We start from the raw sequence: 24,609 nt of genomic DNA, 5'->3' as shown, positions 1-24,609 counted from the left end.
AGGGCCCCGCGGGGGGTTATCCCCACCCCGAACCCGGCAGCGCTCCGGATTCCCCGGCCGGACGGCGCTTCCTACGCTCGAAGCGATCAACCTGCTCGTCGTCCACACCAGGACTCGTTGTCCACACCACGGGGAGACCGTCATGTCCCGCACCGTTCCCGTCCGTGCCGTCGCCGTCACCGGCGTCGTCGCGGCCCTGCTCGCCACAGCCACGGCCTGCGGCGCCTCGGCCGGCGACGACAAGCATCCCGACCACCGCTCCTTCGCCCTGCACGGACGCACCCTGACCGTCGACTCCGACGACTCGGCCCTGGAGATCGTCGCCGCCGACGGCAACAAGGCGGGAGTCGTCCAGGTCACCCGGTGGTTCCAGGGGTCGGTGGCGGTCGGTGGCGACCCCAGGGTGACCTGGTCCATGAAGGACGACCGGCTGGTGCTGCGGATGAAGTGCTCCGGGGTCATCGCCGACTGCTCCGCCAAGCACCTCATCGAGGTGCCGCGCGGGATCACCGTGAAGGTCGAGGACGGGGACGGCAGCGTACGGGCGCACGGGTTCAAGGACCCGCTGAACATCCACACCTCCGACGGGTCCGTGCACGTCACCGACTCCACCGGGCCGCTCCAGCTCCGCTCCGGCGACGGGTCCGTGCGCGCCGAGGTGTCCTCGCGCCAGGTGCGGGCCACCACCGGTGACGGCTCGGTCCGCCTTCAACTCGGCGTCGTGCCGGACCTGGTGGACTCGCGCTCCGGCGACGGCTCCGTCAGCATCGCGCTGCCCCACGCCACGTACCGGGTGACGACGAGGACCGGCGACGGCTCCGTGCATGTCTCGGTGCCCCGCGACGACTCCAGCTCTCATGTGGTGTCCGCGCGCACAGGGGACGGCAGCGTTTCGGTGCGTACGGCGAACTGATCGGCCCGTGTGTTCGTCCTGTACAGGTGGGAGAATGAATCCACGCAGGGCGGAACAACGCGGGAGAGGGATGTGACGGCCACACCGGCGCGCGGGGGGACATCGGCGGCGTGTGACGTCCTCGTCCTGCTCGGCCTGCCCCTGCTCGCCGCGCTCGCGCTGCCCGCCGCCTTCGCGGGCGGCGGCACCCGGCGCTGGTTCGGCGGCCGGGCCGAGAGCCAGCGGGCCGAGGCGCAGGCGGCGAAGGACGCGGCGGCCGCCGCTTTCTACGAACTGGACACCACGCAGCGCGACCTGCGGATCTCGATGGAGACGATCACGGCGGTCGACGACTCCCCCGCGGCGCGGCGCGCGGTCGCCGACTTCCAGGCGCTCGGCCGGCGGATCGACGAGGTCAGCCAACGCTACATCCAGGCCGTGGACGCGCAGGATCTCGACCGGGACGACCTGGAGGCCTCCGCCGCCGCCCGGGCGCGCGCCGGCCTGGTCGCCGCCAAGGACGAACTGCAGAACGCCAAACGGGAGCTGGACCGTTTCGCCAGTGGTCTCGGGCCGCTGCTCGGCAAGGCCGAGACCCGGCTGGCCCGGCTGGCACCCGCCGTGGAGCGGGCCCGGCAGGCCCTGCGGGCCGCCGGCGACGCCCTGGACGCCGTGCGCGGCTCGGGGCTCAGGGCGGACGACCTGGCCGCACGGCTCGCGGCGCTCGCCCCCGAGCTGACCAAGCTGAACCAGGGCGCGGGACAGCACGGTGTGGAGCAGACCCTGGAGCGTGCCGAGCGGGTGGCGCGGGAGGCGGAGGCGATCCGGGCGGAGGCCGGGCGGCTGCCGGAGAAGGCCGCCGAGATCGACCACCGGCTGGTGTCGCTGCGCACCCGGGCGGAGGCGCTGACCACACGGGCCGGGCAGGTGGAGCCGGTGCTGAGCGAGCTGCGGCGCCGGTTCACGGCGCCCTGCTGGCAGGACCTTCAGCATGTGCCGGAGCAGGCCGCCGGCAATGTCCGGCAGGCCGAGCTGAAGCTGACGGAGGCGCAGGCCGCGCGGGACGCGCAGCGCTGGCCGGACGCGACCGCGCTGTTGTCGACCGTGCGGGCGCTGCTGAACACCACCGACGAGTCGATCTCGGCCGCCGGGGACCGCCTGGCCCGGCTGAACGCGGTGCAGAAGGACCCGCAGGCGGAGATCGAGCGGACCCGGTTCGCGGTCCGGGACGCGCAGCGGCTGGCCATGACGGGCCGTACGACACCGGATCCCCGGCATGCCCGCCCGCTGGACGAGGCCGTGGCCCGGCTGGACGGGGCGGTGGCCGGCCTGGAGGGCCGCCATCCCGACTACTGGCACTTCCTGACGGAGACCGAGGCTGTCCGGCGGACGGCGGCCCAGGTGGTCGCGCGGATCCGCGAGGAGCGGGGAGCCGGCCACTGAGGCGGGGAGCCGGCCGCCGGGGCGAGGCCCCGCGCCGGCCCGGCTCCCACCCCCGTGAGAACACCGCTCAGGTGCGGTAGGCGTAGTAGTACGCGTTCGGGTACGACGCGATGAGGCTCGCCACCGACCGGTTGTAGGTGTTGGTGGAGTGGTACGACACGTAGGGCACGCCCGAGACGCGCGAGGTGACGATCATCGAGTGGTCCTTGGACCCGTCCCGGTTGAAGTCCATCTGCAGGACGTCACCGACGTCCAGCTGGTAGACGTACGGCAGGCTGGTGACCCGCTTGGAGGACAGGGCGAACCAGGAGAACTCGTTGACGCCGACGAACGAGTCCGACTGGATGTCGGCGGTGCCGAACCAGTTGTGCCAGTCGTTGGTGTAGCCCGGGACGTGCTTCCAGCCGCCGGCCTTGAGGGACTGGCTGACGAAGTTGGTGCAGTCGCCCCCGGCACCCTGCCCGTTGAAGTTCGGGTACGCCGGGTTGTAGCTGCTCCAGTACTTCTTCGCGTACGCGGCCATCGCCTTGTAGTCGTACGTACCGGAGGTCAGGTTCTTCGCCTTGGCCGGCGCGCTGCGCGAGGTCGAGGCACGCGGCGCCACCGGCGGGGTGTCGTCACCGGTGTCCGGCGTGGCGACGGTCGGGCTGGCGACCTGGTTGACGGCGACGCCGTCGTCGGTGTCGCGGATGCCGGTCAGCTGCCAGTTGCCGTGCTTGTCGGCCTGGAAGGACAGCTCGTGGTGGGCCTGGAAGCCGGTGGTCTTCGGCTCGTCGCCCCGTACCTTCTCGTACGTCAGGGTCGTGGTCTCGGTGACGGCGACCTTGGCCTTGCGGCCCTTCACCTGCGTGGCGTCCAGGGTCACGCTGGTGCTGGCCGAGCTGTACTTCTCGCCGAGCTGCGCCAGGCGGGACTTGCGGCCGCGCAGCTGGGACAGCGCGGAGTCCTCCGTGCGCGACTGCGTGCCGGACAGGCGGACCTTGCCGGAGAAGCGGGAGGTCAGCTGCTTGTCCTGCTTCCCGGACCGGCCGCTCTCGGTGTTGTCCACCAGGGCCTGGGTGCGGTCGGTGAAGACCGCGTCGGCGAGCTTCTGGAAGGTGGCCTTGGTGGCCGCGTCCACCGTCGGGTCGTCGGTGACCGCCGCGCCCGCGCTCCAGTTGGGCACCAGGGCCACGCCGGCGACCACCGAGGCGGCCGCGGCCGTGACTATGGTGGTGCGGCGCCGCTTACGGCTCAGTTTTCTTGATTTCAATGATGTTCCCCTCTACGCCGGTACACCTACCGGGCGGTCGCATCTTCGCATGACGCGCGAGGCGGGTGTGAAGAGGGTGTGCACAAGTGGAACCAAGGGGTTATAGGGGCCACTTGACGTCACTTGACCACCTGTGACCAGTCGGGGGACTGGGCCGGATCCAGGGCGCGCAGCCGTTGCAGCGTCTCCGGCTTCTGAACGTCCAGCCAGTCCGCGAGCTCCTTGAACGACACGCACTTGACGCCCGGTTTGGTGCAGACGTTCTTGACGACCTGGTCGATGGACTTCATGTAGATGCCGCCGTTCCAGTCCTCGAAGTGGTTGCCGATGAACAGCGGGGCGCGGCTGCCGTAGTAGACGCGGTTGAAGCCGGCCATGTAGGAGTCGACGGTCTGCTGCTCCCACTGCGGGTACTTGGCCGGGTCGCCCTTGGTCTCGCCGTCGGACTGGTTGTAGAGGAAGTTGAAGTCCATGGACAGGCCCTGGAACTTGCCGTTCTCGTACGGCAGCATTTGCAGCGGGAAGTCCCAGATGCCGTTCTTCTTCACCGGCCAGATCTGGAAGTCGCCGGGCGAGGAGGCGTCGTAGCGCCAGCCGTAGTCCTTGACGGCCTTCAGCAGGTTGGGCTGCCCCTCCAGGCAGGGCGCGCGCCCGCCGGTGACCTCCTTCCTGAAGTCGAAGGGCAGCGGGGGGATGTCGGTGAAGCCGGTGTTGGTCTTCCACTTCTCCACGAACGAGTAGAACTGGTCGATCTCGCTCTTCCACTCCTCGACGCTCCAGTCGCCGCCGCCCTTGGCGCCGCAGAAGTGGCCGTTGAAGTGGGTGCCTATCTCGTTGCCCTGGTCGTAGGCGAGGCGCAGCTGCTCCAGGGTCTCGCGTATGTGCTCGTCGGTGGCGTAGTCGATGGCGGCGTCGCCCGGCGAGTGCATCGGGCCGTGGTAGAGGGACTTCTTGCTCTTGGGCAGCAGGTAGATGCCCGTGAGGAAGAAGGTCATGTGGGCGTTGTACTCCTGGGCCATCTCCCGGTAGTGCGAGAACAGGTGGTCACTGCCCTCCAGGGCGCCGTCCCAGGAGAACACCACGAACTGCGGTGGTTTTTCACCCGGTTTGAGCGGTTCGGGCTTCAACTCGCCCTTCTGCGGGCCCGTGTACGAGGTGGAGCCGTCACCGAGCACATGGGTCCTGCCGTCCCACTTCGGCTCCTTGGTCGCCGTCGGCGAGGGACTCCTGGCGCCGCCCTTGGAGCCGGCGGAGGCGGTCGGCGTGGTGGAGTCGGGGCGGGTGAGCGCCAGGAAGCCCGCCACGACGGAGGCGACGACCAGGAGGGCCGCCAGGGTGAGGAACTGCGGGTGGGTGGGTCGGCGGCGAGCGCGGGCCTTGCGGCGGCGGCCGGAGGTCGGCTTCATGGGCGGCTCGAATCTGCGGGTGTCTGCGGGGGGGCTGCGGCGGTTCGCACGGTCTGCGCGGTCCGCGGGAGTCTTCGGTTGCGGGGCGTACGGGTCGATGGGGCCGGTGCCGGTGCGGCGGTCCGCCCGGGGTCAGCCGAGCGGTGCCATGGCGCCGGCCCATATGGAGTACGGAACGCTGTCGGCGGTGGTTCCCGCGAGTCCCTTCAGTGGCAGTGGTTCGAGGCTTTTCGCCAGATCCATCCGATAGACGACCACCGCCGTGGACACCGACCTGGCGGTGCCGACGTACCAGGCGGCCTTGTCGTCCTCGGTGGTGCCGGCCTTGCCGGCCACCACGGCCGTCGAGGGCGTCGCGGCCGCGGCGGAGGCCGCGGCGGGGTGGGCGGTGCGGAAGGCGTCGGCGAGCGCGTCGGTGACCTGCTGGGCCACCTGGGCGCTGACCGCCCGGCTCGCGGCCGAGGTCTCGAGCCGTACCGCCGAGCCGTTGCGGGTGATCCGCCGCACCGAGTACGGCTCGGTGTGCAGTCCCCCGGCGGCGAAGGTGGCGTAGCCGTTGGCCATGCGGATCGCGCTCGGCGTGGAGCTGCCCTGGGACAGGGAGGGCACCTGCGGGCCGATGCTGGAGGACAGCAGCCCTGCCGCCTCGGCGGTCTGCTTGACCTGGTCCAGGCCGGTGTCCATGCCGAGCTGCATGAACGGCGTGTTCACCGACTGCGCGAGCGCCTTGCGCAGGCTGATCCGGCCGTAGGACTTCTTGCCGTCGTTGTGCGCGGCGACCTTGCGGCCGCTGCGGTCCCAGTACGGCCCCTCGGGGGTGGTGACGGGCACGGCGTCGTCCCCGTTGTAGACGGTGTCCGGGGTGATCTGCTCGCGGGGCGCGTCACGCCGTTTGACGACCCCGTGCTGCAGGCCGGCCGCGTACACGAACGGCTGGAAGGCCGAACCGGCCGGGACGGTGGAGGCGTTGGACTCGTTGAAGCCCTGCGTACGGTGGTCGGGGCCGCCGTAGACGGCGAGGATGCGGCCGTCGGCGGCCACCGAGGCGGCACCGTAGTGGGCGGTCTTCGCCGCCTTCGGGTCCTTCGCCTTCGCGTCCTTGCGGGCCTTGGTGACGACGTCGGTGAGCGTGGCCTCCCGCTTGCGGTCGAACGTGGTGTAGATCTGGTAGCCGCCCAGGTCGAAGTCCTTGTCGGACAGGTGCGCGGACTTCTTCGCATACTGCGAGGCCAGTTCGACCAGGTAGTCGGTCTGCTGGCCGGTGTCGTACAGCGGGTTGCGCTTGAGCGGCTCGGGGAACGTCTTGTACTGGACGCGCTCGGCCGGCGACAGCTTGCCGATCTTGACCATGCGGTCCAGGATCCAGCTCCAGCGCTCCACGGCGCGGTCGTGGTTCTTCGGGTTCAGGGTGGGGTCGTAGAGGCCGGCGCCCTTGAGCAGGGAGGCGAGGAAGGCGGCCTCGCTGACGTTGAGTTCGCTGACGTCCTTGCCGTAGTAGGCCTGGGCGGCGCGCTGGATGCCGTAGGTGCCGCGGCCGAACCAGCTGGTGTTGAGATAGCCCTCGAGGATCTTGTCCTTGCTCATCCTGTTGTCGAGCTTGAGGGAGATCATCGCCTCGGTGAACTTGCGGCTGACCGTCTGGTTCTGGGTCAGGTAGACGTTCTTGACGTACTGCTGGGTGATGGTCGAGCCGCCCTCGGTGTCACCCTCGCCGACCGTGCGCCACAGGGCGCGGGTGATGCCCTTGAAGGAGATGCCCGGGTCGCTGTAGAAGCTCTCGTTCTCGGCGGCGAGGACGGCCCAGCGGACGTCCTCGGGTATGTCCTTCAGCGGCATCGCCTGCCGCTGCACCCAGCCGGTGCGGGCCATCGGGGTGCCGTCGGACCAGAAGTAGACGTTGTCCTGCTGGGTGGCGTAGGTGTTCAGGTTCTGCGGTATGTCCGTGGCGGCGTAGGCGACGACCAGGAACAGGCCGGTCAGGCCGATGGTGGAGAAGACGATGCCGATCCACTGCCGCCAGGAGGGCATCCAGCGGCGCCAGCCGGTACGGCCGGGGCGCGGGTAGACCGGTTTCAGCTTCCGGGCGTACGGGGCGACCACCGCGGCGACGGGCGCCAGGCGGCGGGTGACCGGAGCGAGGCGCCGTCCGGCCTCGGTCCTCAGCCGGGCGAGGGCCGGGGGCAGGGCGAGCTTCGTGCTGCGCGGCTTGCGGCGGTCGGCCCGCCGGCCGGCGGGCGAAGCAGCTTGGCCGTTCGTCGGGTCGGTCGCCTGACCGGTGCTCCGGCCGGGGGTCCGCTGCCGGACGATGTGCAGCTGCATGGTCTCGTGCGGCCGCTTGCGGAGGGTGTCGACCTTGAGCTGCATGGTCTCGTCCGGCCGGGGCGCTGCGGCCTCGGCCTGCGGCCGCGCCGGCTTCGCCGGGTTCGCCGGTTTCTCCCGGTTCTGCTGCTTGCGCAGGGCCTCGACCTTCAACTGCATGGTCTCGTCCGGCCGGGACGGAACGGCCTCCGGCTTCGCCGGGTTCTGCTGTTTGCGCAGGGCGTCGACGTTCAGCTGCATCGTCGCGTCCGCCGGCGGCGGCGCGCCGTCGTCGGGCGCTCCCCCGGGCGCGACGCGGCGCTCACCGGACCGGCGGCCTTCCTCCGGAAGGCCCTCCCCCTGCCCTGCCTCGGTCACGACTGCGTCTCCCTCCGCACTCCGTGTTGCTCGCGCGGGTCGACACAGCTGCCGCACACGCGGCCGCCAGCCCCCATCACTCCCAGCCGCCTCGCGGCTCTCGCGGCCGTACAAAATTATCAGCCGTCTTTTCAATATCTCCGCATGAGAACGGGACAGAAACGAACACACAAGAAACACAGATCTCTGTGCGTCTGGTCACTCCCGTTAATGTGGAGCCATGCCTCGCTACGAGTACCGCTGCCGGAGCTGCGGCGACACCTTCGAACTGAGCCGTCCCATGGCGGAATCCGCCGCTCCGGCGGCCTGCCCCGCCGGTCACGACGACACCGTCAAGCTGCTGTCCACGGTCGCGGTGGGCGGCTCGGCGACGGCCCCCTCCGCAGCGCCCCGGTCCGGCGGCGCGGGTGGCGGCGGAGGGTGCTGCGGCGGGGGCTGCTGCGGCGGCTGACGACCGGTCCGGCCGTACGGCTCGGTGGGACGGTCCCGTACGGCCTACCGCGGCGCCCGGGTGGCCTTGAGGAACTCCCGTACGATCCGCTCCCCGGCCAGCACCCCGCGCTCGGGCAGCGCGCTGATGCCGGGTGCGGTCCAGCCCGTGTCGGCCAGTTCGCCGTGACCGGGGCGCCAGCCGCGGTCCACGGCCAGCAGCAGATCGGCGTCCAGCAGCGAGTCGCCCGCCCCGAGCACCAGGTCGGTGCCGGTGCGGCGGGCGACCTCACGGACGGCGGCGCTCTTGGTGAGCGGCTTGGGTACGGCGTAGATCTTCCGGCCCTGCAGGGAGACCGTCCAGCCGAGGTTCTCCGCCCAGGCGCCCAGCTCCTTCACCCAGTCCTCGGGGAGCAGTTCGCGCTCCACGACGAGATAGGCGAACAGGTCCTCGGCGACCCGGTGCTTGCGCACCCACACCGGGTCGGCGGTGCGCAGCAGATGCTCGCGCACCTCGGCGAGCGGCGCGCACTCGCCGGCCAGCCGCTCGGTGACCCGCCGGTGCCAGTCGGCGTCCGACACCCCGTCCACCAGCAGATGGCCGCCGTTGGCGCAGATCGCGTACGCCGGCGCCGGACCCGGCAGGTTGATGCGCAGGTACTGCTTGCGGGTGCGGGTCGTGGTCGGCACGAACACCGCCGTGTCCCCGAGGTCGGTCAGCAACTGGGCGGCCGTCTCCGTCATGTACGACAGCGGCCTGCTCTCGTGCACCTCCACGCACAGCAACCGTGGCGCCCGCGCGTCCGGCATGGTCAGCGCCAGCGCCGCCGACGAGTAGATGAGCGTACGGTCGAGGTCGCTCGCCACCACCACCGGCATCAGCCGTTCACCGCCTTGCCGTCGGCGCCGGTCGCACCGCGCGTGTAGCGGGGGTGGATCAGACCCACGCAGGTGTACGGCAGTTCGTCCACCTCCTCGACCGGAACCCCTCTCTGCTCGGCCAGCAGGCGTACGTGGTCCAGGTCGGCGCCCGCCCCGGACCACGCGAGGATCTTCCACGGCACCCGGCGCAGCAGCACCCGCGTGGTCTCCCCGACGCCCGGCTTGACCAGGTTCACGTCGTGGATGCCGTACTCCTCGCTGATCCGCTCGACCGCCGCCCAGCCCTCCCAGGTCGGGGTGCGGTCGGCGGACAGCAGCTCCTTGGCGGCCTGCTCGACGGCGTCGGCCACCTCCGGGAAGCGGGCGGAGACGGTGTCGAGGAAGACGCCCGAGACGTCGGCGCCGGCGAGTTCGCGGTAGAACTTCGCGCCGTGGAAGTCGTCGGGGCCGACCAGGTCCGCGCGCAGGACGGTGCGCGAAATCAGCCCGGAGACGGTGGAGTTCAGGCAGGCGGAGGGTATGAGGAAGTCCTCCCGGGTGCCGTAGGTGCGTACGCACGAGCCCGGGTCGGCGAGCACGGCGATCTCCGGGTCGAAGCCGGTGATCCCCTCCTTCTCCTCGAACTCCCGGACGGCCTGGGCGAGTTCCCGGGTGATGGCCCCCTTGCCGGTCCAGCCGTCGACGAAGACCACGTCCGCGGGGTCGTGCCGGTCGGCCAGCCAGCGCAGCGCGTTGGCGTCGATGCCCCGGCCGCGCACGATCGACACGGCGTAGTGCGGCAGGTCCAGGCCGTGCCGGAACCGGGCCCAGCGGCGCATCAGCACACCGACCGGGGTGCCGGCGCGGGCGAGCGAGACCAGGACGGGCCGCGGCGACCGCTCGGCGAGGACGGTCTCGGTGACCGCGCCGACGGCCCGCGCGATCCGGTCCGCCGAGGCGTCGAGCGCCGCCTGGAAGAGCTCCTGGTACTGCTCGCTGGGCTGGTACTCCACCGGCAGCGACTCGGCGTAGTGCGCCCCGCCGCTCTGGATCGCCTCCTCGCGCTCCTCGGTCGGCGCCTCCAGCGTCACGTCCGAGAGGTCCTGCAGCAGCCAGCCGACCTCCTCGGGCGCGTACGAGGAGAAGGCGGGGCCGCGGAGGGGCTCGGGCAGCATACGGGGCCTTTCGGGGCTGGGTGCGGGGGCGGGGACGTAGGACGGTACGACCGCGAGCAGGACGTGCGGGGTGTGCCCGGCGAGCTGGGCCAGCAGGCCGTCGGGGGCGTGCAGCGCGGGGGTGTCGGCGGCCGAGTCGACGACGGCGACGACGGCGTCGAAGCCCGCCCCTGCCACGTTGTACGCGTAGCGCTCGCCGGGGCCGTCGGCCGGGTCGTCGTGCGCCGGGAAGACCAGGCGGGTGCGGATCGCGTACCCGGGGTCGTCGACCGCGAGGACCGGGGAGCGGGTCGTGGTGGAGTAGCGCACCTCGGCGGCCACGACCTGCTCCAGCTCGCGGGCGAGCCGCAGCGGCGCGTACATCAGCTCCTCGAAGCCGAGGACCAGCACCCGGCGGGCGGTCCCGGGCAGCGCCTCGGCGACCCGGGCGGTCATGTCGGGCAGGGCGCGCTCCAGCCGGTCCCGGTGCCCGGGCGTGAACCCGTGCCGGCCGCCGTCGGGCACGCCGCGGGGCCAGCGCAGGTCGACTCGGGTGACGCGGCCGCGGGTGCGCTGGGCGGGCAGGGTGGCCGTCTCGTGCCGAGCGACCAGCGCCTGTCCCTTCTCCAGCACGCCGTCGGGAAGGCGTACGGTCCCGGAGGCGGCCGCGACCAGGTCCACACGGGCGCCGATCTCCTGGGCGAACTCGTCCAGGCGAGCGGTGTCGGCCGGTGAGCGCATGTCGACCAGGGCGACCACCACGTACCGCCGGCGCGGATGGCGGGAGTGCAGGTCGCGGATGGTGTTCAGGACGGTGTTGCCGGTGGAGAACTCGTCGTCCACGAGGACCAGCGGGCCGTCCCCGGACAGCAGCGCCGGGTCCTCGGGCAGCAGCAGGTGCGAGGTGGCGTGCGAGTGGGACTCCTCGAAGCCGCCCGCCGGGGCGAGGCCGGGGACGGGGCGGCGCGTGGAGTGCAGGTAGGTGGCCGGGCCCAGGCCGTCGGCGACCGAGTGGCCGAGGCCCGTCGCGGTCTCCGCGTAGCCCAGGACGACCGCCGTGGCGGCCTCCGGCTCGCCCAGCAGCTCCCGCACCCGGCGGCCCAGCGCGAATCCGTGGCCGTACACCACCGACGGCGACTGCGGTACGTGCTTGCCGAGCACGTTGGACACGAGCAGGTGCGCCCGCTTGGGGTTGCGGCGCAGCGCGAGCCCCAGCAGGCCGGTCAGCTCCTCGCCGCCCAGCAGCTCGACCCCGAGCCGCTCGGCGACCCAGGTGCCGGACCAGACTCCGTCGTTTCCTGCCGTGTTCCTGCGGTTCATGCGTTTCCTGTGGATTCCCTGTGGTGGGTGGGCGAGGGTCGTCGGCCGCGGTGCGCAGCGGGTCAGTCGGGGATTCCGGCGGCGAGCAGCTCCACGAAGCCGACGTCCTCCCTCGCGACACCGAAGACCTCCGCCCGCAGCAGGGTCCGCTCGGCCCAGGCGCGGTGCGGCTTCACCTCGTTCATCTTGTTCGTGTACGCCGACCTGAGCACTCCCCCGCCGCCCCGCTCCGGCCGCAGGATGTCCGCCGCGTCACTGAACTCCTCGTGACTGACCACCGACAGCGCGTGCACGGGCAGGACATGGGAGGGGTGGATGCAGGTCTTGCCCAGCAGCCCGTTGGCCTGGTCCAGGGAGATCTCCCGCAGCAGCCCGTCCATCGCGTGCTCGATCAGTCTCGCGCGCAGCTCGACCGCCTGCACCTCCAGGAAGGGGCTCTGCCGCAGCTGCGGCTTGAACATCCGCTCCGGCGCCCGGAAGTACTCCCACACCGGGCCGGTCACCGTGAACCCGGTGCCGTCGGCCCGGCCCAGCATGTTCACCACGTCGGCGATCACCGAGGCGACGACCTGGACGTCGTAGGCCGTCATGTCCGGGGCCCTGCGCAGGCCGTACGACGAGCAGAAGTCGGTGACGCCCAGGCGCAGCGCCAGCACCCGGTCGCGGTACTTGTCGACCGCGCGGAAGATGCCCTCCAGGGTGTCCACCCGCGACTCGCGGTACAGCAGCTCGGGGGACTCCAGCACCGGCATGGCGAACAGCCGGCGTCCGCTCGCCGTCTCGGCGGCCTGCAGCGCCTCCAGGAAGGGCAGGCCCCGCTCCCCGGTGAACTTCGGCAGCACGAATCCGGACAGCAGCCGCACGGACGACCCCAGCCGGCGCACCAGGTCGGGTATCTGCTCGGCGGCGCGGACCCGGATGAACAGCAGGGGCAGGTCGGCGCCGCCGGGGCGCGCGGCCAGCTCGGCGAACTGCCGGACGAGGTTCTCCTCGCCGTGCTCCACGTCCGCGTCGTCTATCGAGTCCTCCAGGCAGAGCACCATCGAGACCACGCCGCGCGCGGCCTGCTTGAGGATGTCGTCGGCCAGGCGCGGGCGGGTGGCGGGGCTGTAGAGCGTGGCGCCCAGCGCGGCGGAGAGCAGCCGGGCCGGGGAGTCGGCGGTGAACTCCCCCGGCTCCCGGTGGAAGAGGTGCTGCCGCACCTCAGGAGCGAGGTGCCCGAAGTGACGCATGAAGCTCCCCCGTGGTGATGGCGAGTGGCCGGTTCGGAACGGCTGGACCGCCCGGTCCTTCGAAAGAAAGGTGGCCGGTAATAGTACGTACAAATCAGTTTCAGAGGTTCCCGCCGGGCATGAACTTCTGGTAAAGCAGGCGGGATCCGCGTCGGACCCCGCGTTGTCGTGGCCAGGACGGAGAGGGCAGGATGACCGCATGACGCACGCGATGGTGAAGGGGTCGAACGTCCCGCTGGACGCCGCCACGGTACGGGCCGTGGTGCGGTGGACGCCCGGCCAGGGGGTGCCGGACGTCGACGCTTCGGCGCTGCTCCTGGGGTCCGACGGTCGTGTGCGCTCCGACGAGGACTTCGTGTTCTACAACCAGCCCCGGCACCCCTCCGGGAAGGTGTGGCGGCTCGGCAAGCGGCGGATCGCGGAGGGCATGACCGACACGGTCCAGACGGACCTCGCGGGCGTCGACCCCGGGGTCGGCCGGATCCTGGTGGTCGCCTCGGCGGACGGCGTCACCTTCGACCGCGTACGGGCGCTGCGCATCCTGCTGTACGACGCGGCCGTCGCGGACGGGGAGCCGCTGGCGTACTTCGACATCAAGCCCGAGACCGGTCAGGAGACCGCGCTGATCTGCGGGGAGCTGTACCGGCGGGGTGAGGGGTGGAAGTTCCGCGCGCTGGGCGAGGGCTACTCGAACGGGCTGAAGGGGCTTGCCACGGACTTCGGGATCTCGGTGGACGAGGGCGAGGAGGCGGAGGCGCCGGTGGCGCAGCCGCTGCCGCCGGAGCAGCCCTCGTACGGGTATCCGCCGCAGCAGGCCACCGCGGCGGTGGCGCCGGCGGTGGTGGCGGCTCCGGCTCAGCCCGCGTACGGGTATCCGCAGTCGGGGTACGGCTATCCGCCGGCCGTCGCGGTGGTGCCCGACCCGGAGTTCCGCCTGCCGCCGCAGGGGCCACAGTTCATCGGGCGGTGAGGTGAGCGCTCACCTGTCCGCCTTCGTCTTGTAGCCCCGGCCCCACTGGAGGCCCCAGCCGTACAGGCGGTCGAGTTCCGACTGGAAGCCGTAGACGAACTTGACCTCGCGGCGGACGACGAGTTCGCCCTTGATGTTCTCGATCAGGACGACCGCGCAGGAGCGGGCCTGGGGCTGGCGGTCGTCCAGGCCGATCTCGATGCGGGGGCCGTTGCTCGGGTAGAGCGTGACGATCGCGTGGGTGCGGTCGAAGGCGGGGGTCTGGTCGTAGATGTAGACGAAGACCAGCAGGCGCTTGATGGCGTCGCGGTGGTCGAGGTTGACGTAGATCGTCTCACCGGACGCGGAGCCGAACCGGTCGTCGCCGCTGAGCTTGACGTATGGCGGGGCGTTCACGTCGCCCAGGAAGCCGCCGAGCGGCTGGACGACGCCCTTGGTGCCGTCGGTCAGCTCGTACAGGCAGCCGAGGTCGAGGTCGACGTTGACCATCGACTGGCTGTGTCCGAGCACCTCCGGCGGCTTCAGCGCCTTGAACGGGTGGCGCAGCAGGCTCTGCCGGGCCGAGCCGCCGATGTCGGAGGTGCGCATCCGCCAGGTCAGGTTGATGCGCAGATGCCCGGTGGCGGCGCCCTGCTTGGTCAGAGACACCTGGTGGTGCCGTTTGGTCAGTTCGATCGCGTTGGACGCGGCGCTGCCCGAGTCGAACTCGGACGCGCGTCCGCCCAGCAGACCGTCGAAGAATCCCATCTCCCGCCCCCAGCCTCACCGCTCTCGCCGCCCCCGCCCCGTACGCAGCGGGGCGGCCCCGGGACCCGGCTCGGATCGCCGTCGTCCTCGTCGGCCGCCCCGCTCAGAAGCGTTCCTCCTGCCGGGGGGTGTCACACCCCCGAGGAGACCTCGGCCTTCTCGCCGGAGCCCGTCGCCTTTCCTTCCTCGGCCGCGAGCGCCCGGTTGCGGCGCACCGAGGACCAGAAGGACCAGGCGATGAGGATCACGCCGACCAGGCCGGTGATGACCTCGTTGATCTCGTACTGGATGGTGACCATGAGGATCACGGCCAGGGCGCCGATCGCGTAGTGGGCGCCGTGCTCCAGGTAGACGTAGTCGTCGAGGGTGCCCTGGCGGACCAGGTAGACCGTGAGGGAACGGACGTACATGGCGCCGATGCCGAGGCCGAGGGCCATCATGACGATGTCGTTGGTGATGGCGAAGGCGCCGATCACGCCGTCGAAGGAGAAGGACGCGTCCAGGACCTCCAGGTAGAGGAACATGAAGAACGCGGCCTGGCCGGCCAGCTTCACGGCCGAGCGCGGCTTGCCCTCGCGGGCGGCCTCTTCCTCCTCCTCGTGCTCGCGCTCCTCCTCTTCCTCCAGCCGGTCCTCGAAGTAGCCGGACAGGCCGCCGACGACCATGTACGTGATCAGACCGGCGATGCCGGCGATCAGGACCGTCTGCGCCTTGTCGACGTGCGCGCCGCCGTGCTGGTGGGCGTGGGTGGCGAAGGTGAAGGAGGTGATCAGCAGGACGACCAGCGCGATGCAGACCGACAGCATGTCGACCTTGCCGAGCTTGGCCAGCGGGCGCTCGATCCAGCGCAGCCACTGGATGTCCCGGTCCTCGAAGATGAAGTCCAGGAAGATCATCAACAGGAACATGCCGCCGAAGGCCGCGATCGCCGGGTGGGCGTCCGTGACCAGCTGCTGGTAGCGGTCCTTGTCGCTGAACGCCAGGTGGACGGCCTCGATGGGGCCCATCTTGGCCGTGATCGCCACGATGACGACGGGGAAGACCAGCCGCATCCCGAAGACCGCGATCAGAACGCCGACCGTGAGGAAGATCTTCTGCCAGAAGGCGTTCATCTTCTTCAGGATTCCGGCGTTGACCACTGCGTTGTCGAACGACAGCGAGATCTCGAGGATGGCGAGGATCGCCACCACCCCGAAGGCGGTCCACCCCCCGTAGAACAACGCGGCGACGAGGCCGAGCGCGGTGATCGCGAACGACCAGCCGAAGGTTTTCAGAAGCACTGGCTACCCAATCCGTATGTGTACGGGTCTCCCCCGTCGCCGTACCCGGCTTTACGAAACATTGACTCCGAAGTCTAGAGCGATGCCGCGCAAACCGGAGGCGTACCCCTGTCCCACCGCCCGGAACTTCCATTCGCCCTGGTAGCGGTAGAGCTCGCCGAAGATCATGGCGGTCTCGGTGGAGGCGTCCTCGCTCAGGTCGTAGCGGGCGAGCTCCTGGCCGTCGGCCTGGTTGACGACGCGGATGAAGGCGTTGGAGACCTGGCCGAAGGTCTGTCCGCGCTCGTCGGCCATGTGGATGGAGACCGGGAAGACGATCTTCTCGCACTGCGGCGGCACCTTGGTGAGGTCCACCAGGATCGACTCGTCGTCGCCCTCGCCCTCACCGGTGAGGTTGTCGCCGGTGTGCTCGACCGAGCCGTCCGGGCTCTTGAGCTGGTTGTAGAAGACGAACCACTCGTCGCCCAGCACCCGGTTGCCCGCGGAGCACAGCAGCGCGCTGGCGTCGAGGTCGAAGGGCGCTCCGGTGGTGGAGCGCGCGTCCCAGCCGAGCCCGACCATGACGTTGGTCAGGTTCGGTGCGGCCTTGGACAGGGAGACGTTGCCCCCCTTGGCGAGCGTGACGCCCATGATGCTGGTCCTCCCCGGGGATGGTGCCTGTGTGGGTTCCTGCGCGTCCGGCGCCGCGTGGAAACACGCGGCGCCGGACGATCAGGCGTTCTGTTGTGCGGATGTTCGATCGCGCGGGACGTCGGCTCAGACGTTGACGCCGAAGTCCTGGGCGATGCCACGCAGGCCCGAGGCGTAGCCCTGGCCGATGGCGCGGAACTTCCACTCCGCGCCGTGGCGGTAGAGCTCGCCGAAGACCATGGCCGTCTCGGTGGAGGCGTCCTCGCTGAGGTCGTAGCGGGCGATCTCCGCGCCGCCGGCCTGGTTCACCACGCGGATGTAGGCGTTGCGGACCTGGCCGAAGGACTGCTGGCGGTTCTCCGCCTCGTAGATCGAGACGGGGAAGACGATCTTCTCTACGTCGGCGGGGACCGCGGCGAGGTTCACCTTGATCACCTCGTCGTCGCCCTCGCCCTCACCGGTGAGGTTGTCGCCGGTGTGCTCGACCGAGCCGTCCGGGCTCTTGAGGTTGTTGAAGAAGACGAAGTTCTGGTCGTTGCCGACCTTCCCGGAGTTGTTCAGCAGCAGCGCGCTGGCGTCGAGGTCGAAGTCGGTGCCGGTGGTGGTGCGGGCGTCCCAGCCCAGACCGACGAGGACCGCGGTCAGGCCCGGGGCCTCCTTCGTCAGCGATACGTTGCCGCCCTTGCTGAGGCTGACTCCCACGAGTCCTCCATTGGTGTCCGGGGGCGGGGAGCCCCGTCGTGCATCGGATATGGGATCAACGTGTCGATCCTAGTGAGGGGTTCCCGCCCCACGCAGGCCCCGCAACCGAAGAATCCCAGGTGTCGATTCCCCTCCCCGAACCCCGGCCACGCCAGGCTCAGAGGGTCTCGAGGGCCTTCACGTACTCGTTCAGGTCGCGGGCGTCGGGGAGGGCGTTGACGACGGTCCAGCGGACGATGCCGTCCTTGTCGATGATGAAGGTTCCGCGCACGGCGCAACCCTTGTCCTCGTCGAAGACGCCGTAGTCGCGCGAGGTGTTGCCGTGCGGCCAGAAGTCGCTCAGCAGCGGGTACTCCAGGCCCTCCTGCTCGGCGAAGACGCGCAGGGTGTGGATGGAGTCGTTGGAGACGGCGAGGAGCTGGGTGTCGTCGTTGACGAACTTGGGCAGGTTGTCGCGCAGCGCGCACAGCTCGCCGGTGCACACGCCGGTGAAGGCGAACGGGTAGAAGAGCAGCACCACGTTCTTCTCACCGCGGAAGTCGGACAGCTTCACGGTGCGGCCGTGGTTGTCCTTGAGCTCGAAGTCGGGTGCCTTGTCGCCGACCTGGATCGCCATCGTCCTGCTTTCCCTTCGGTGGGACTGTTCGGGTGAGACCACCCTACGCAGCACCCACCGCGGGCCCGCGGACGGGCCGAGGGTGAGTCGACCCGTCCGCCGCCACGACGGGTCCGGGCGCGTCGGGTCCGCGGGTCTCCGGACGTCCGTGTTCCCGGTTTCCGGTTTCCGGGCCGCGGACGTCCGCCGCATGGCGGCGCGTCCGCGGCCCGGGACCGGCCGGCGCTCGTGCCGGGCCGCTACTTCTTGGACTTCGCGGCCTTCGGCGTCAGCAGCCTGGTGCCGTTCCAGTCCTTGCCCACGCTGACGCTCTTGGTCTGCGACAGTCCCGCCGTCGTCGCGGCGTCGCCGATGTCGCTGGGCTCGACGTATCCGTCCCGGCCGGTCTTCGGCGTCAGGAGCAGGATCACACCGCCCTCGTCGAGGAAGCCGAGGGTGTCGACCAGCGTGTCCGTCAGGTCGCCGTCCTCGTCGCGGAACCACAGCACCACGGCGTCGGCCACGTCGTCGTAGTCCTCGTCGACGAGCTCGCTGCCGATCGCTTCCTCGATGGACTCGCGGAGCTCCTGGTCGACGTCGTCGTCGAAGCCGATCTCCTGGACCACCTGCCCGGGCTGGAATCCCAGCCTGGCGGCCGGGTTAGTCCGCTCCTCCGCGTGGTCCGCGGTCGCGCTCACGGGTTGCCTCCTGATGGTGTTGCGATATGGGTCTTCAGCCACGCGCGTGCGCGAAGCATTGGCCGTAGTCCACACGGGCGGGCCGGATCGCGCAAGTACCCGGCGGTCCGGACCGCCGAAACGGTGACGTTCCCGGCTGTGTCGCCGCAACTCCTGACACCGTATCGCGATCAGCGGTGACTCACACCACACCCTTCTGCCCGCTTTTGCGTGTTTGAGAACCCCCGGCGGGCAGGAGAACCAGCAGGAATCCTCCGGTTACCGAGCAGTAGAGATGACGTGCGACTCACGCCAGGTACACGATGGGGAACGGTGCAGGCACAGACAGGCAAACCCACTGGAACCCAGGGAAAGTCCAGAAAATACCCCCAGAACCACCCCAGATATGTCAGCCCTCTGACAGGTAAGGAACAGCGTGGCTTCCGGATCCGATCGAAACCCGATCATCATTGGCGGCCTTCCGAGTCAGGTTCCTGACTTCGATCCCGAGGAGACCCAGGAGTGGCTCGACTCGCTCGACGCCGCCGTCGACGAGCGAGGCCGGGAACGGGCCCGCTACCTCATGCTCCGGCTGATCGAACGCGCCCGCGAGCGGCGCGTGGCCGTGCCGGAGATGCGCAGCACCGACTACGTCAACACCATCCCCACCAAGAACGAGCCGTTCTTCCCGGGCAACGAGGAGATCGAGCGCAAGATCCTCAACGCCACCCGCTGGAACGCCGCGGTGATGGTCTCCCGCGCCCAGCGCCCCGGCATCGGCGTCGGCGGCCACATCGCCACCTTCGCCTCCTCCGCCTCGCTCTACGACGTCGGCTTCAACCACTTCTTCCGCGGCAAGGACGACGGCCGCGGCGGCGACCAGGTCTTCTTCCAGGGCCACGCCTCACCGGGCATCTACGCGCGCGCGTACCTGCTGGACCGGCTCAGCGAAGAGCACCTGGACGGCTTCCGCCAGGAGAAGTCCAAGGCGCCCTACGGCCTGTCCAGCTACCCGCACCCGCGCTCCATGCCGGACTTCTGGGAGTTCCCGACGGTCTCCATGGGCCTCGGCCCGATCGCCGCGATCTACCAGGCCCGGATGAACCGGTACATGCACGCGCGCGGCATCGCGGACACCTCCGACTCGCACGTGTGGGCGTTCCTGGGCGACGGCGAGATGGACGAACCGGAGTCGCTCGGCCAGCTGTCCATCGCCGCCCGTGAGGGCCTGGACAACCTGACCTTCGTGGTCAACTGCAACCTGCAGCGCCTGGACGGCCCGGTGCGCGGCAACGGCAAGATCATCCAGGAGCTGGAGTCGGTCTTCCGCGGCGCCGGCTGGAACGTGATCAAGCTGATCTGGGACCGCACCTGGGACCCGCTGCTCGCCCAGGACCGCGACGGCGTGCTGGTCAACAAGATGAACACCACGCCGGACGGCGCCTTCCAGACCTACGCCACCGAGTCCGGCGCCTACATCCGCGAGCACTTCTTCGGCGACGACCACCGGCTGCGCAAGATGGTCGAGAACATGACCGACCAGCAGATCCTGCACCTGGGCCGCGGCGGTCACGACCACCGGAAGATCTACGCGGCGTACAAGGCGGCCCTGGAGCACAAGGGCCAGCCCACGGTGATCCTGGCCAAGACGGTCAAGGGCTGGACGCTGGGCCCGAACTTCGAGGGCCGCAACGCCACGCACCAGATGAAGAAGCTCACGGTCGACGACCTCAAGCGCTTCCGGGACCGGCTGCACCTGCCGATCTCCGACCGGGAGCTGGAGTCCGGCCCGCCGCCGTACTACCACCCGGGCCGGGACACGGACGAGATCCAGTACATGCACGACCGCCGCAAGGGGTGCGGCGGCTACGTCCCGACCCGGATCGTGCGCGCCGAGCCGCTCGCCCTGCCCGACGACAAGGCGTACGCGTCCGTGAAGAAGGGCTCCGGCCAACAGGCCATCGCCACCACCATGGCGTTCGTGCGGCTGCTGAAGGACCTCATGCGGGACAAGGAGCTCGGCCGGCGGTTCGTGCTGATCGCGCCGGACGAGTACCGCACGTTCGGCATGGACTCGTTCTTCCCGAGCGCGAAGATCTACAACCCGCTCGGTCAGCAGTACGAGTCGGTGGACCGCGATCTGCTGCTCGCCTACAAGGAGTCGCCGACCGGGCAGATGCTGCACGACGGCATCTCCGAGGCGGGCTGCACCGCCTCGCTGATCGCCGCGGGCTCGGCCTACGCCACCCACGGCGAGCCGCTGATCCCGGTCTACGTGTTCTACTCGATGTTCGGTTTCCAGCGCACCGGAGATCAGTTCTGGCAGATGGCCGACCAGCTGGCCCGCGGATTCGTCCTGGGCGCGACCGCCGGACGTACGACTCTGACCGGTGAGGGGCTCCAGCACGCCGACGGCCACTCGCAGCTGCTCGCCTCCACGAACCCGGCGTGCGTGGCGTACGACCCGGCGTACGCCTACGAGATCGCGCACATCGTGCAGGACGGCCTGCGCCGGATGTACGGCGGGGAGGCCGAGAACCCCGGGCACCCGCACGGCGAGGACGTCTTCTACTACCTGACCGTCTACAACGAGCCGATCCGGCAGCCGGCCGAGCCCGCGAACGTGGACGTCGAGGGCATCCTCAAGGGCGTCCACCGGATCGCCCCGGGCACGGACGGCGAGATCCCGGCGCAGATCATGGCCAGCGGCGTGGCGGTGCCGTGGGCCCTGGAGGCGCAGAGGATCCTCGCCGAGGACTGGAACGTCAAGGCGGACGTCTGGTCGGCGACCTCCTGGAACGAACTGCGCCGCGAGGCCGTGGCCTGCGAGGAGCACAACCTGCTGCACCCGGAGGAGGAGCAGCGGGTGCCGTGGGTGACGCGGAAGCTGAGCGGGGCCGAGGGCCCGTTCGTGGCCGTGTCCGACTGGATGCGGTCGGTGCCGGACCAGATCGCCCGCTGGGTGCCGGGTCCGTACCAGTCGCTGGGCGCCGACGGCTTCGGCTTCGCCGACACCCGGGGGGCGGCCCGGCGGTTCTTCCACATCGACGCCCAGTCGATCGTGGTGGCCGTGCTGACCGAGCTGGCCCGCCAGGGCAAGGTCGACCGGTCGGTGCTCAAGCAGGCCATCGACCGCTACCAGGTCCTCGACGTCACGGCGGCCCACCCGGGCGCGGCGGGCGGCGACGCGTAGCAGGTCGGGGCGCGTGGGGATCGGTCACACGGTTCCCCGCGCCCCTTCCGGGCCGGACCTACGATGCGGGCATGGACGATCTGTCGGCACAGGCCCGTTGGGAACGGCGTACGCAGCGGCCCCTGCTGGTGCTCGCGCTGGCGTTCGCCGCGGCCTACGCCGTGCCGATCGTGCACAGCTCCGCGAGCCGGCCGGTGACGCTGGCCTGCACCGTGGTGGAGTGGGTGGTCTGGGGCGCGTTCGCCGCCGACTACCTGATGCGGCTCGGACTCGCCCGGCGGCGCAGGGAGTTCGTACGGGGCCACTGGCTGGACCTGTGCGCGGTGGTGCTGCCGATCCTCCAGCCGCTGCGGCTGCTGCGCCTGGTGTCCACGCTCATGCTGGTGGGGCGGCGGGCGCGGATGGCCGAGCAGATCCGGCTGACGACGTATGTCGCCGGGGCCGTGGTCGGGCTGCTGATGTTCGGGTCGCTGGCGGTGCTGTCGGTGGAGCGGGACTCGCCGAACGGGAACATCAAGACGCTGGGTGACGCGGTGTGGTGGTCGTTCACGACGATGACGACCGTCGGCTACGGCGACCACGCGCCGACCACCGGCCTGGGGCGGATGCTGGCCGTCGGCCTGATGCTGGCCGGGATCGCGCTGCTCGGTGTGGTGACCGCGAACATCGCGGCATGGTTCATCGCCCGCTTCGAGCGCGACGACGTCGTCGAACGCCGGCAGACGGAGGCCATCGAGGAACTGGCCGAGGAGGTGCGCAGGCTCCGGGCCGAGGTGATGGCCCTGAACTCGAAGGAGGGCCCCCGGCCTTCGGCCGGAGGCCCTGTTCGCGGCCGCCCGGGATCAGAACATGCCGTTGCCCCAGGTGGCCGCTCCCGCCAGCGAGATGACGGCGATGAGCGTGTCGATGGCGCCCAGTACGAGGGCGACCAGGGCCGGGACCGAGCGGTCGACTCCCGCCCAACTGCGGCCCATCGCCAGCCATCCGCAGACGACCGCCACCGGGCCGAGGACGATGCCCAGCGCGAAGAATCCGGCGATCGCGCAGACGGTTCCGATGATCCCGAGCGTCGCGCTGTCCGGCCTGTTCCGTGACCACGTCCGGCCACGTGAACGGGGGTGTGCGCGCGTTCCGTGTCCGAAGCCCGTCATCATCAACTCCTCGAACCCCGCGTCTGGTTGGGGTTCTGTCGGGGTTCATGTATGCGGGTACCCCGGTTCCGGAGCTCATGCCTCGCACCCCTTGACCGATGTGCGGACCGCGTCCGCTGCCTGCGCGCTGCCCCCCTCCAGCAGCGCGCCGCAGACGGTCGTCCTCCGTCCCCTGCGCAGGACGTGACCCACTGTGACCTGCCGCGCGCTCCGGGGGCGAGCCGTCCTGCGCAGCGTCACCCTGATGGGCGAACCGCGGCCGACGGAACCGGAGGTCCGCCGGCCGGGTGCGTCAGATGTGGCCGACGCCCGCGCCCGCCTCCGCGTTCTGCCCGCGCTTGGTGAGCAGCGCGACCAGGACGGCCACGGCCGCGACACCGGCGGCGACGAGAGAGGCCAGGCTCATGCCGGAGATGAACGTGTCGTGCGCGACGGAGGTGATCTTCGCCGCGACCGCCTCCGGCACACCCTTCGGCACCGGCGCCACGCCGACCTGGACGGCCTCGGAGGCCTGGTCCGCCTGGGCGGCCGTGAGCGGCGGGAGCCCGGCGTCCTTCCAGTTGCCCGCCAGGTCGTTGTCGACCTTGGACGCCATCACGGCGCCCAGCACGGCCGTACCGAGGCTGCCGCCGATCTGCATCGCGGCCTGCTGGAGACCGCCGGCCACGCCGGACAGCTCCATGGGCGCGTTGCCGACGATGACCTCGGTGGCGCCGACCATGACCGGGGCCAGACCGAGGCCGAGCAGGGCGAACCAGAGCGACATGGTGGCGCTGCCGGTGTCCGTCTCCAGGGTGGACATGCCGTACATGGCGACGGCGGTGGCGAGCATGCCGCCGGCCAGCGGGATCCGCGGGCCGAGCTTGGTGATCAGCGCGCCCGCGAGCGGCGAACCGACGATCATCATGCCGGTGAGCGGCAGCAGGTGCAGACCGGCGTCGATCGGGCTCATCCCGTGGACGTTCTGGAGGTAGAAGGTGACGAAGAACAGGCCGCCCATGAACGCGATGGCCATCAGGACCATCAGGACGACGCCCGCGGACAGCGCGACGGAGCGGAACATCCCGAGCGGGATCAGCGGCTCCTTCACCTTCGTCTCCCAGAAGGCGAAGAGGGCGAAGCCGAGCACGGACGCGGCGATGAACGTCCACGTCCGGCCGTCGCCCCAGCCCCAGCTCGGCGCCTTGATCAGGGCCCAGACCAGGCAGAACATCGCCCCGGAGAGCAGCACGATGCCGGGGATGTCGAAGGAGCGCGGCGCGTTCTCGGCGCGGTGGTCGAGCAGGATGATCAGCCCGAGGATCAGGGCGAGGGCGCCGACGGGCACGTTGATGAAGAACACCGACTGCCAGTTGACGTGCTCGACGAGGACACCGCCGAGGATCGGGCCGCCCGCGGTGGAGGCGCCGATGACCATGCCCCAGATGCCGATGGCCATGTTGAGCTTCTCGGCCGGGAAGGTGGCCCGCAGCAGACCGAGCGCGGCCGGCATCAGCAGCGCGCCGAACAGGCCCTGGAAGACGCGGAAGGTCACGACCATCGCGATGCTGTTCGACAGGCCGATGGCCCCGGAGGCGGCGGCGAAGCCGGTCACGCCGATGAGGAAGGTCTGCCGGTGCCCGAAGCGGTCGCCGAGCTTGCCCGCGGTGATCAGGGAGACCGCGAGAGCCAGGAAGTAGCCGTTGGTGATCCACTGCACGTCGGCGAAGCTGGCGTGCAGATCCTTCTGGATGGCCGGGTTGGCGATGGCCACGATGGTGCCGTCGAGGGCCACCATCATGACGCCCACGGCGACGGTGATCAGGGTGAACCACGGGTGCCCGCGCAAGCCCTGGGGCGGCGCGGGGTCCGACGGGGCTGGCGCCTTGTCCCCCGGCCCTGTCGATTCGATGGTCTGACTAGTCATACATTCGAGGCTAATGTCAGCCACTGACAAAAGACAAACGGATTCACAAGTCGGTAACTGACATGTAGCACCCCTATAGTCTGAACAGGGGAA

19 protein-coding genes and 1 pseudogene are annotated in these 24,609 nt (G+C 70.3%); 6 read left to right on the top strand and 14 right to left on the bottom strand.

Translation table 11 applies throughout. From position 1 onward, the window contains the following. The first annotated feature begins 142 nt into the window (after positions 1-142). Positions 143-913 carry a DUF4097 family beta strand repeat-containing protein gene (locus IE318_RS17595; protein ID WP_189901413.1) on the top strand — a complete coding sequence of 257 codons (771 nt, stop codon included), beginning with the start codon at positions 143-145 and terminating at the stop codon, positions 911-913. A gap of 72 nt (positions 914-985) precedes the next feature. Beyond that, the gene (locus tag IE318_RS17590; RefSeq protein WP_189901411.1) at positions 986-2,335 is read left to right on the top strand and encodes a coiled-coil domain-containing protein; all 1,350 of its coding nucleotides are present in this window, start codon (positions 986-988) and stop codon (positions 2,333-2,335) included. 67 nt (positions 2,336-2,402) lie between these two features. On the opposite strand, the gene IE318_RS17585 is transcribed toward IE318_RS17590, so the two are convergent. The 3 genes from IE318_RS17585 to IE318_RS17575 all read right to left on the bottom strand — a co-directional run bounded on the left by IE318_RS17585 (position 2,403) and on the right by IE318_RS17575 (position 7,357). Continuing rightward, positions 2,403-3,587 carry an amidase domain-containing protein gene (locus IE318_RS17585; protein WP_189901409.1) on the bottom strand — a complete coding sequence of 395 codons (1,185 nt, stop codon included), beginning with the start codon at positions 3,585-3,587 and terminating at the stop codon, positions 2,403-2,405. Between the two features lie 119 nt (positions 3,588-3,706). After that, on the bottom strand, positions 3,707-4,993 hold the full coding sequence (locus IE318_RS17580) for a polysaccharide deacetylase family protein (RefSeq protein WP_189901407.1): 1,287 nt from the start codon (positions 4,991-4,993) through the stop codon (positions 3,707-3,709). A gap of 132 nt (positions 4,994-5,125) precedes the next feature. Further along, positions 5,126-7,357 carry a transglycosylase domain-containing protein gene (locus tag IE318_RS17575; RefSeq protein ID WP_189901530.1) on the bottom strand — a complete coding sequence of 744 codons (2,232 nt, stop codon included), beginning with the start codon at positions 7,355-7,357 and terminating at the stop codon, positions 5,126-5,128. A 532-nt stretch (positions 7,358-7,889) separates the two neighbouring features. Here IE318_RS17575 and IE318_RS17570 point away from each other — a divergent pair. Further along, positions 7,890-8,120 carry an FmdB family zinc ribbon protein gene (locus IE318_RS17570; RefSeq protein ID WP_030169696.1) on the top strand — a complete coding sequence of 77 codons (231 nt, stop codon included), beginning with the start codon at positions 7,890-7,892 and terminating at the stop codon, positions 8,118-8,120. A gap of 44 nt (positions 8,121-8,164) precedes the next feature. Here IE318_RS17570 and IE318_RS17565 read toward each other — a convergent pair whose 3' ends face one another. From IE318_RS17565 to IE318_RS17555, 3 genes are all read right to left on the bottom strand, one after another. Then, positions 8,165-8,977: an HAD family hydrolase gene (locus IE318_RS17565; protein ID WP_189901405.1), complete on the bottom strand. Its 813-nt coding sequence runs from the start codon at positions 8,975-8,977 to the stop codon at positions 8,165-8,167. Beyond that, positions 8,977-11,433: a phosphoribosyltransferase gene (locus IE318_RS17560; protein WP_189901403.1), complete on the bottom strand. Its 2,457-nt coding sequence runs from the start codon at positions 11,431-11,433 to the stop codon at positions 8,977-8,979. The genes IE318_RS17565 and IE318_RS17560 overlap by 1 nt, the downstream gene beginning before the upstream one ends. Positions 11,434-11,495: 62 nt before the next feature. After that, the gene (locus IE318_RS17555) at positions 11,496-12,665 is read right to left on the bottom strand and encodes an HpcH/HpaI aldolase/citrate lyase family protein (RefSeq protein ID WP_189901401.1); all 1,170 of its coding nucleotides are present in this window, start codon (positions 12,663-12,665) and stop codon (positions 11,496-11,498) included. 199 nt (positions 12,666-12,864) lie between these two features. Here IE318_RS17555 and IE318_RS17550 point away from each other — a divergent pair, with 199 nt between their 5' ends. Further along, entirely contained in the window at positions 12,865-13,635 is a 771-nt protein-coding gene (locus IE318_RS17550; RefSeq protein ID WP_030169708.1) for a TerD family protein, read from the top strand. A gap of 9 nt (positions 13,636-13,644) precedes the next feature. On the opposite strand, the gene IE318_RS17545 is transcribed toward IE318_RS17550, so the two are convergent. The 6 genes from IE318_RS17545 to IE318_RS17520 form a co-directional block, all read right to left on the bottom strand. Further along, on the bottom strand, positions 13,645-14,382 hold the full coding sequence (locus IE318_RS17545; protein WP_189901399.1) for a TerD family protein: 738 nt from the start codon (positions 14,380-14,382) through the stop codon (positions 13,645-13,647). A gap of 131 nt (positions 14,383-14,513) precedes the next feature. Beyond that, positions 14,514-15,662, bottom strand: coding sequence for a DUF475 domain-containing protein (locus IE318_RS17540; RefSeq protein ID WP_030169716.1), 1,149 nt, complete (start codon positions 15,660-15,662; stop codon positions 14,514-14,516). A gap of 51 nt (positions 15,663-15,713) precedes the next feature. After that, positions 15,714-16,292: a TerD family protein gene (locus tag IE318_RS17535; RefSeq protein WP_030169719.1), complete on the bottom strand. Its 579-nt coding sequence runs from the start codon at positions 16,290-16,292 to the stop codon at positions 15,714-15,716. A gap of 126 nt (positions 16,293-16,418) precedes the next feature. Further along, a complete protein-coding gene (locus tag IE318_RS17530) occupies positions 16,419-16,994 on the bottom strand; it encodes a TerD family protein (protein WP_030169722.1) in 576 nt (191 codons plus the stop codon). 157 nt (positions 16,995-17,151) lie between these two features. After that, positions 17,152-17,610, bottom strand: coding sequence for a peroxiredoxin (locus tag IE318_RS17525; RefSeq protein WP_030169725.1), 459 nt, complete (start codon positions 17,608-17,610; stop codon positions 17,152-17,154). Positions 17,611-17,849: 239 nt separating this feature from the next. Next, a complete protein-coding gene (locus IE318_RS17520; protein ID WP_030169728.1) occupies positions 17,850-18,287 on the bottom strand; it encodes a DUF3052 domain-containing protein in 438 nt (145 codons plus the stop codon). A 415-nt stretch (positions 18,288-18,702) separates the two neighbouring features. On the opposite strand from IE318_RS17520, the gene aceE reads away from it, so the two are divergent. Then, entirely contained in the window at positions 18,703-21,459 is a 2,757-nt protein-coding gene (aceE, locus tag IE318_RS17515; RefSeq protein WP_189901397.1) for a pyruvate dehydrogenase (acetyl-transferring), homodimeric type, read from the top strand. A 71-nt stretch (positions 21,460-21,530) separates the two neighbouring features. Next, positions 21,531-22,277, top strand: a pseudogene (locus IE318_RS17510) (potassium channel family protein); the annotation flags it as partial. A gap of 24 nt (positions 22,278-22,301) precedes the next feature. On the opposite strand, the gene IE318_RS44930 reads toward IE318_RS17510, so the two are convergent. Next, positions 22,302-22,613, bottom strand: coding sequence for a small hydrophobic protein (locus tag IE318_RS44930; RefSeq protein WP_229903564.1), 312 nt, complete (start codon positions 22,611-22,613; stop codon positions 22,302-22,304). A 289-nt stretch (positions 22,614-22,902) separates the two neighbouring features. Beyond that, positions 22,903-24,516 carry an MFS transporter gene (locus IE318_RS17505; RefSeq protein WP_030169739.1) on the bottom strand — a complete coding sequence of 538 codons (1,614 nt, stop codon included), beginning with the start codon at positions 24,514-24,516 and terminating at the stop codon, positions 22,903-22,905. Between the last annotated feature and the right edge of the window lie 93 nt (positions 24,517-24,609).

It is taken from the genome of Streptomyces spiralis (genome assembly GCF_014654675.1).
GTDB classification, from domain to species: domain Bacteria; phylum Actinomycetota; class Actinomycetes; order Streptomycetales; family Streptomycetaceae; genus Streptomyces; species Streptomyces spiralis.
Note: the sequence above shows the minus strand (reverse complement) of the source record. Positions and strands in the feature narration are given on the sequence as shown.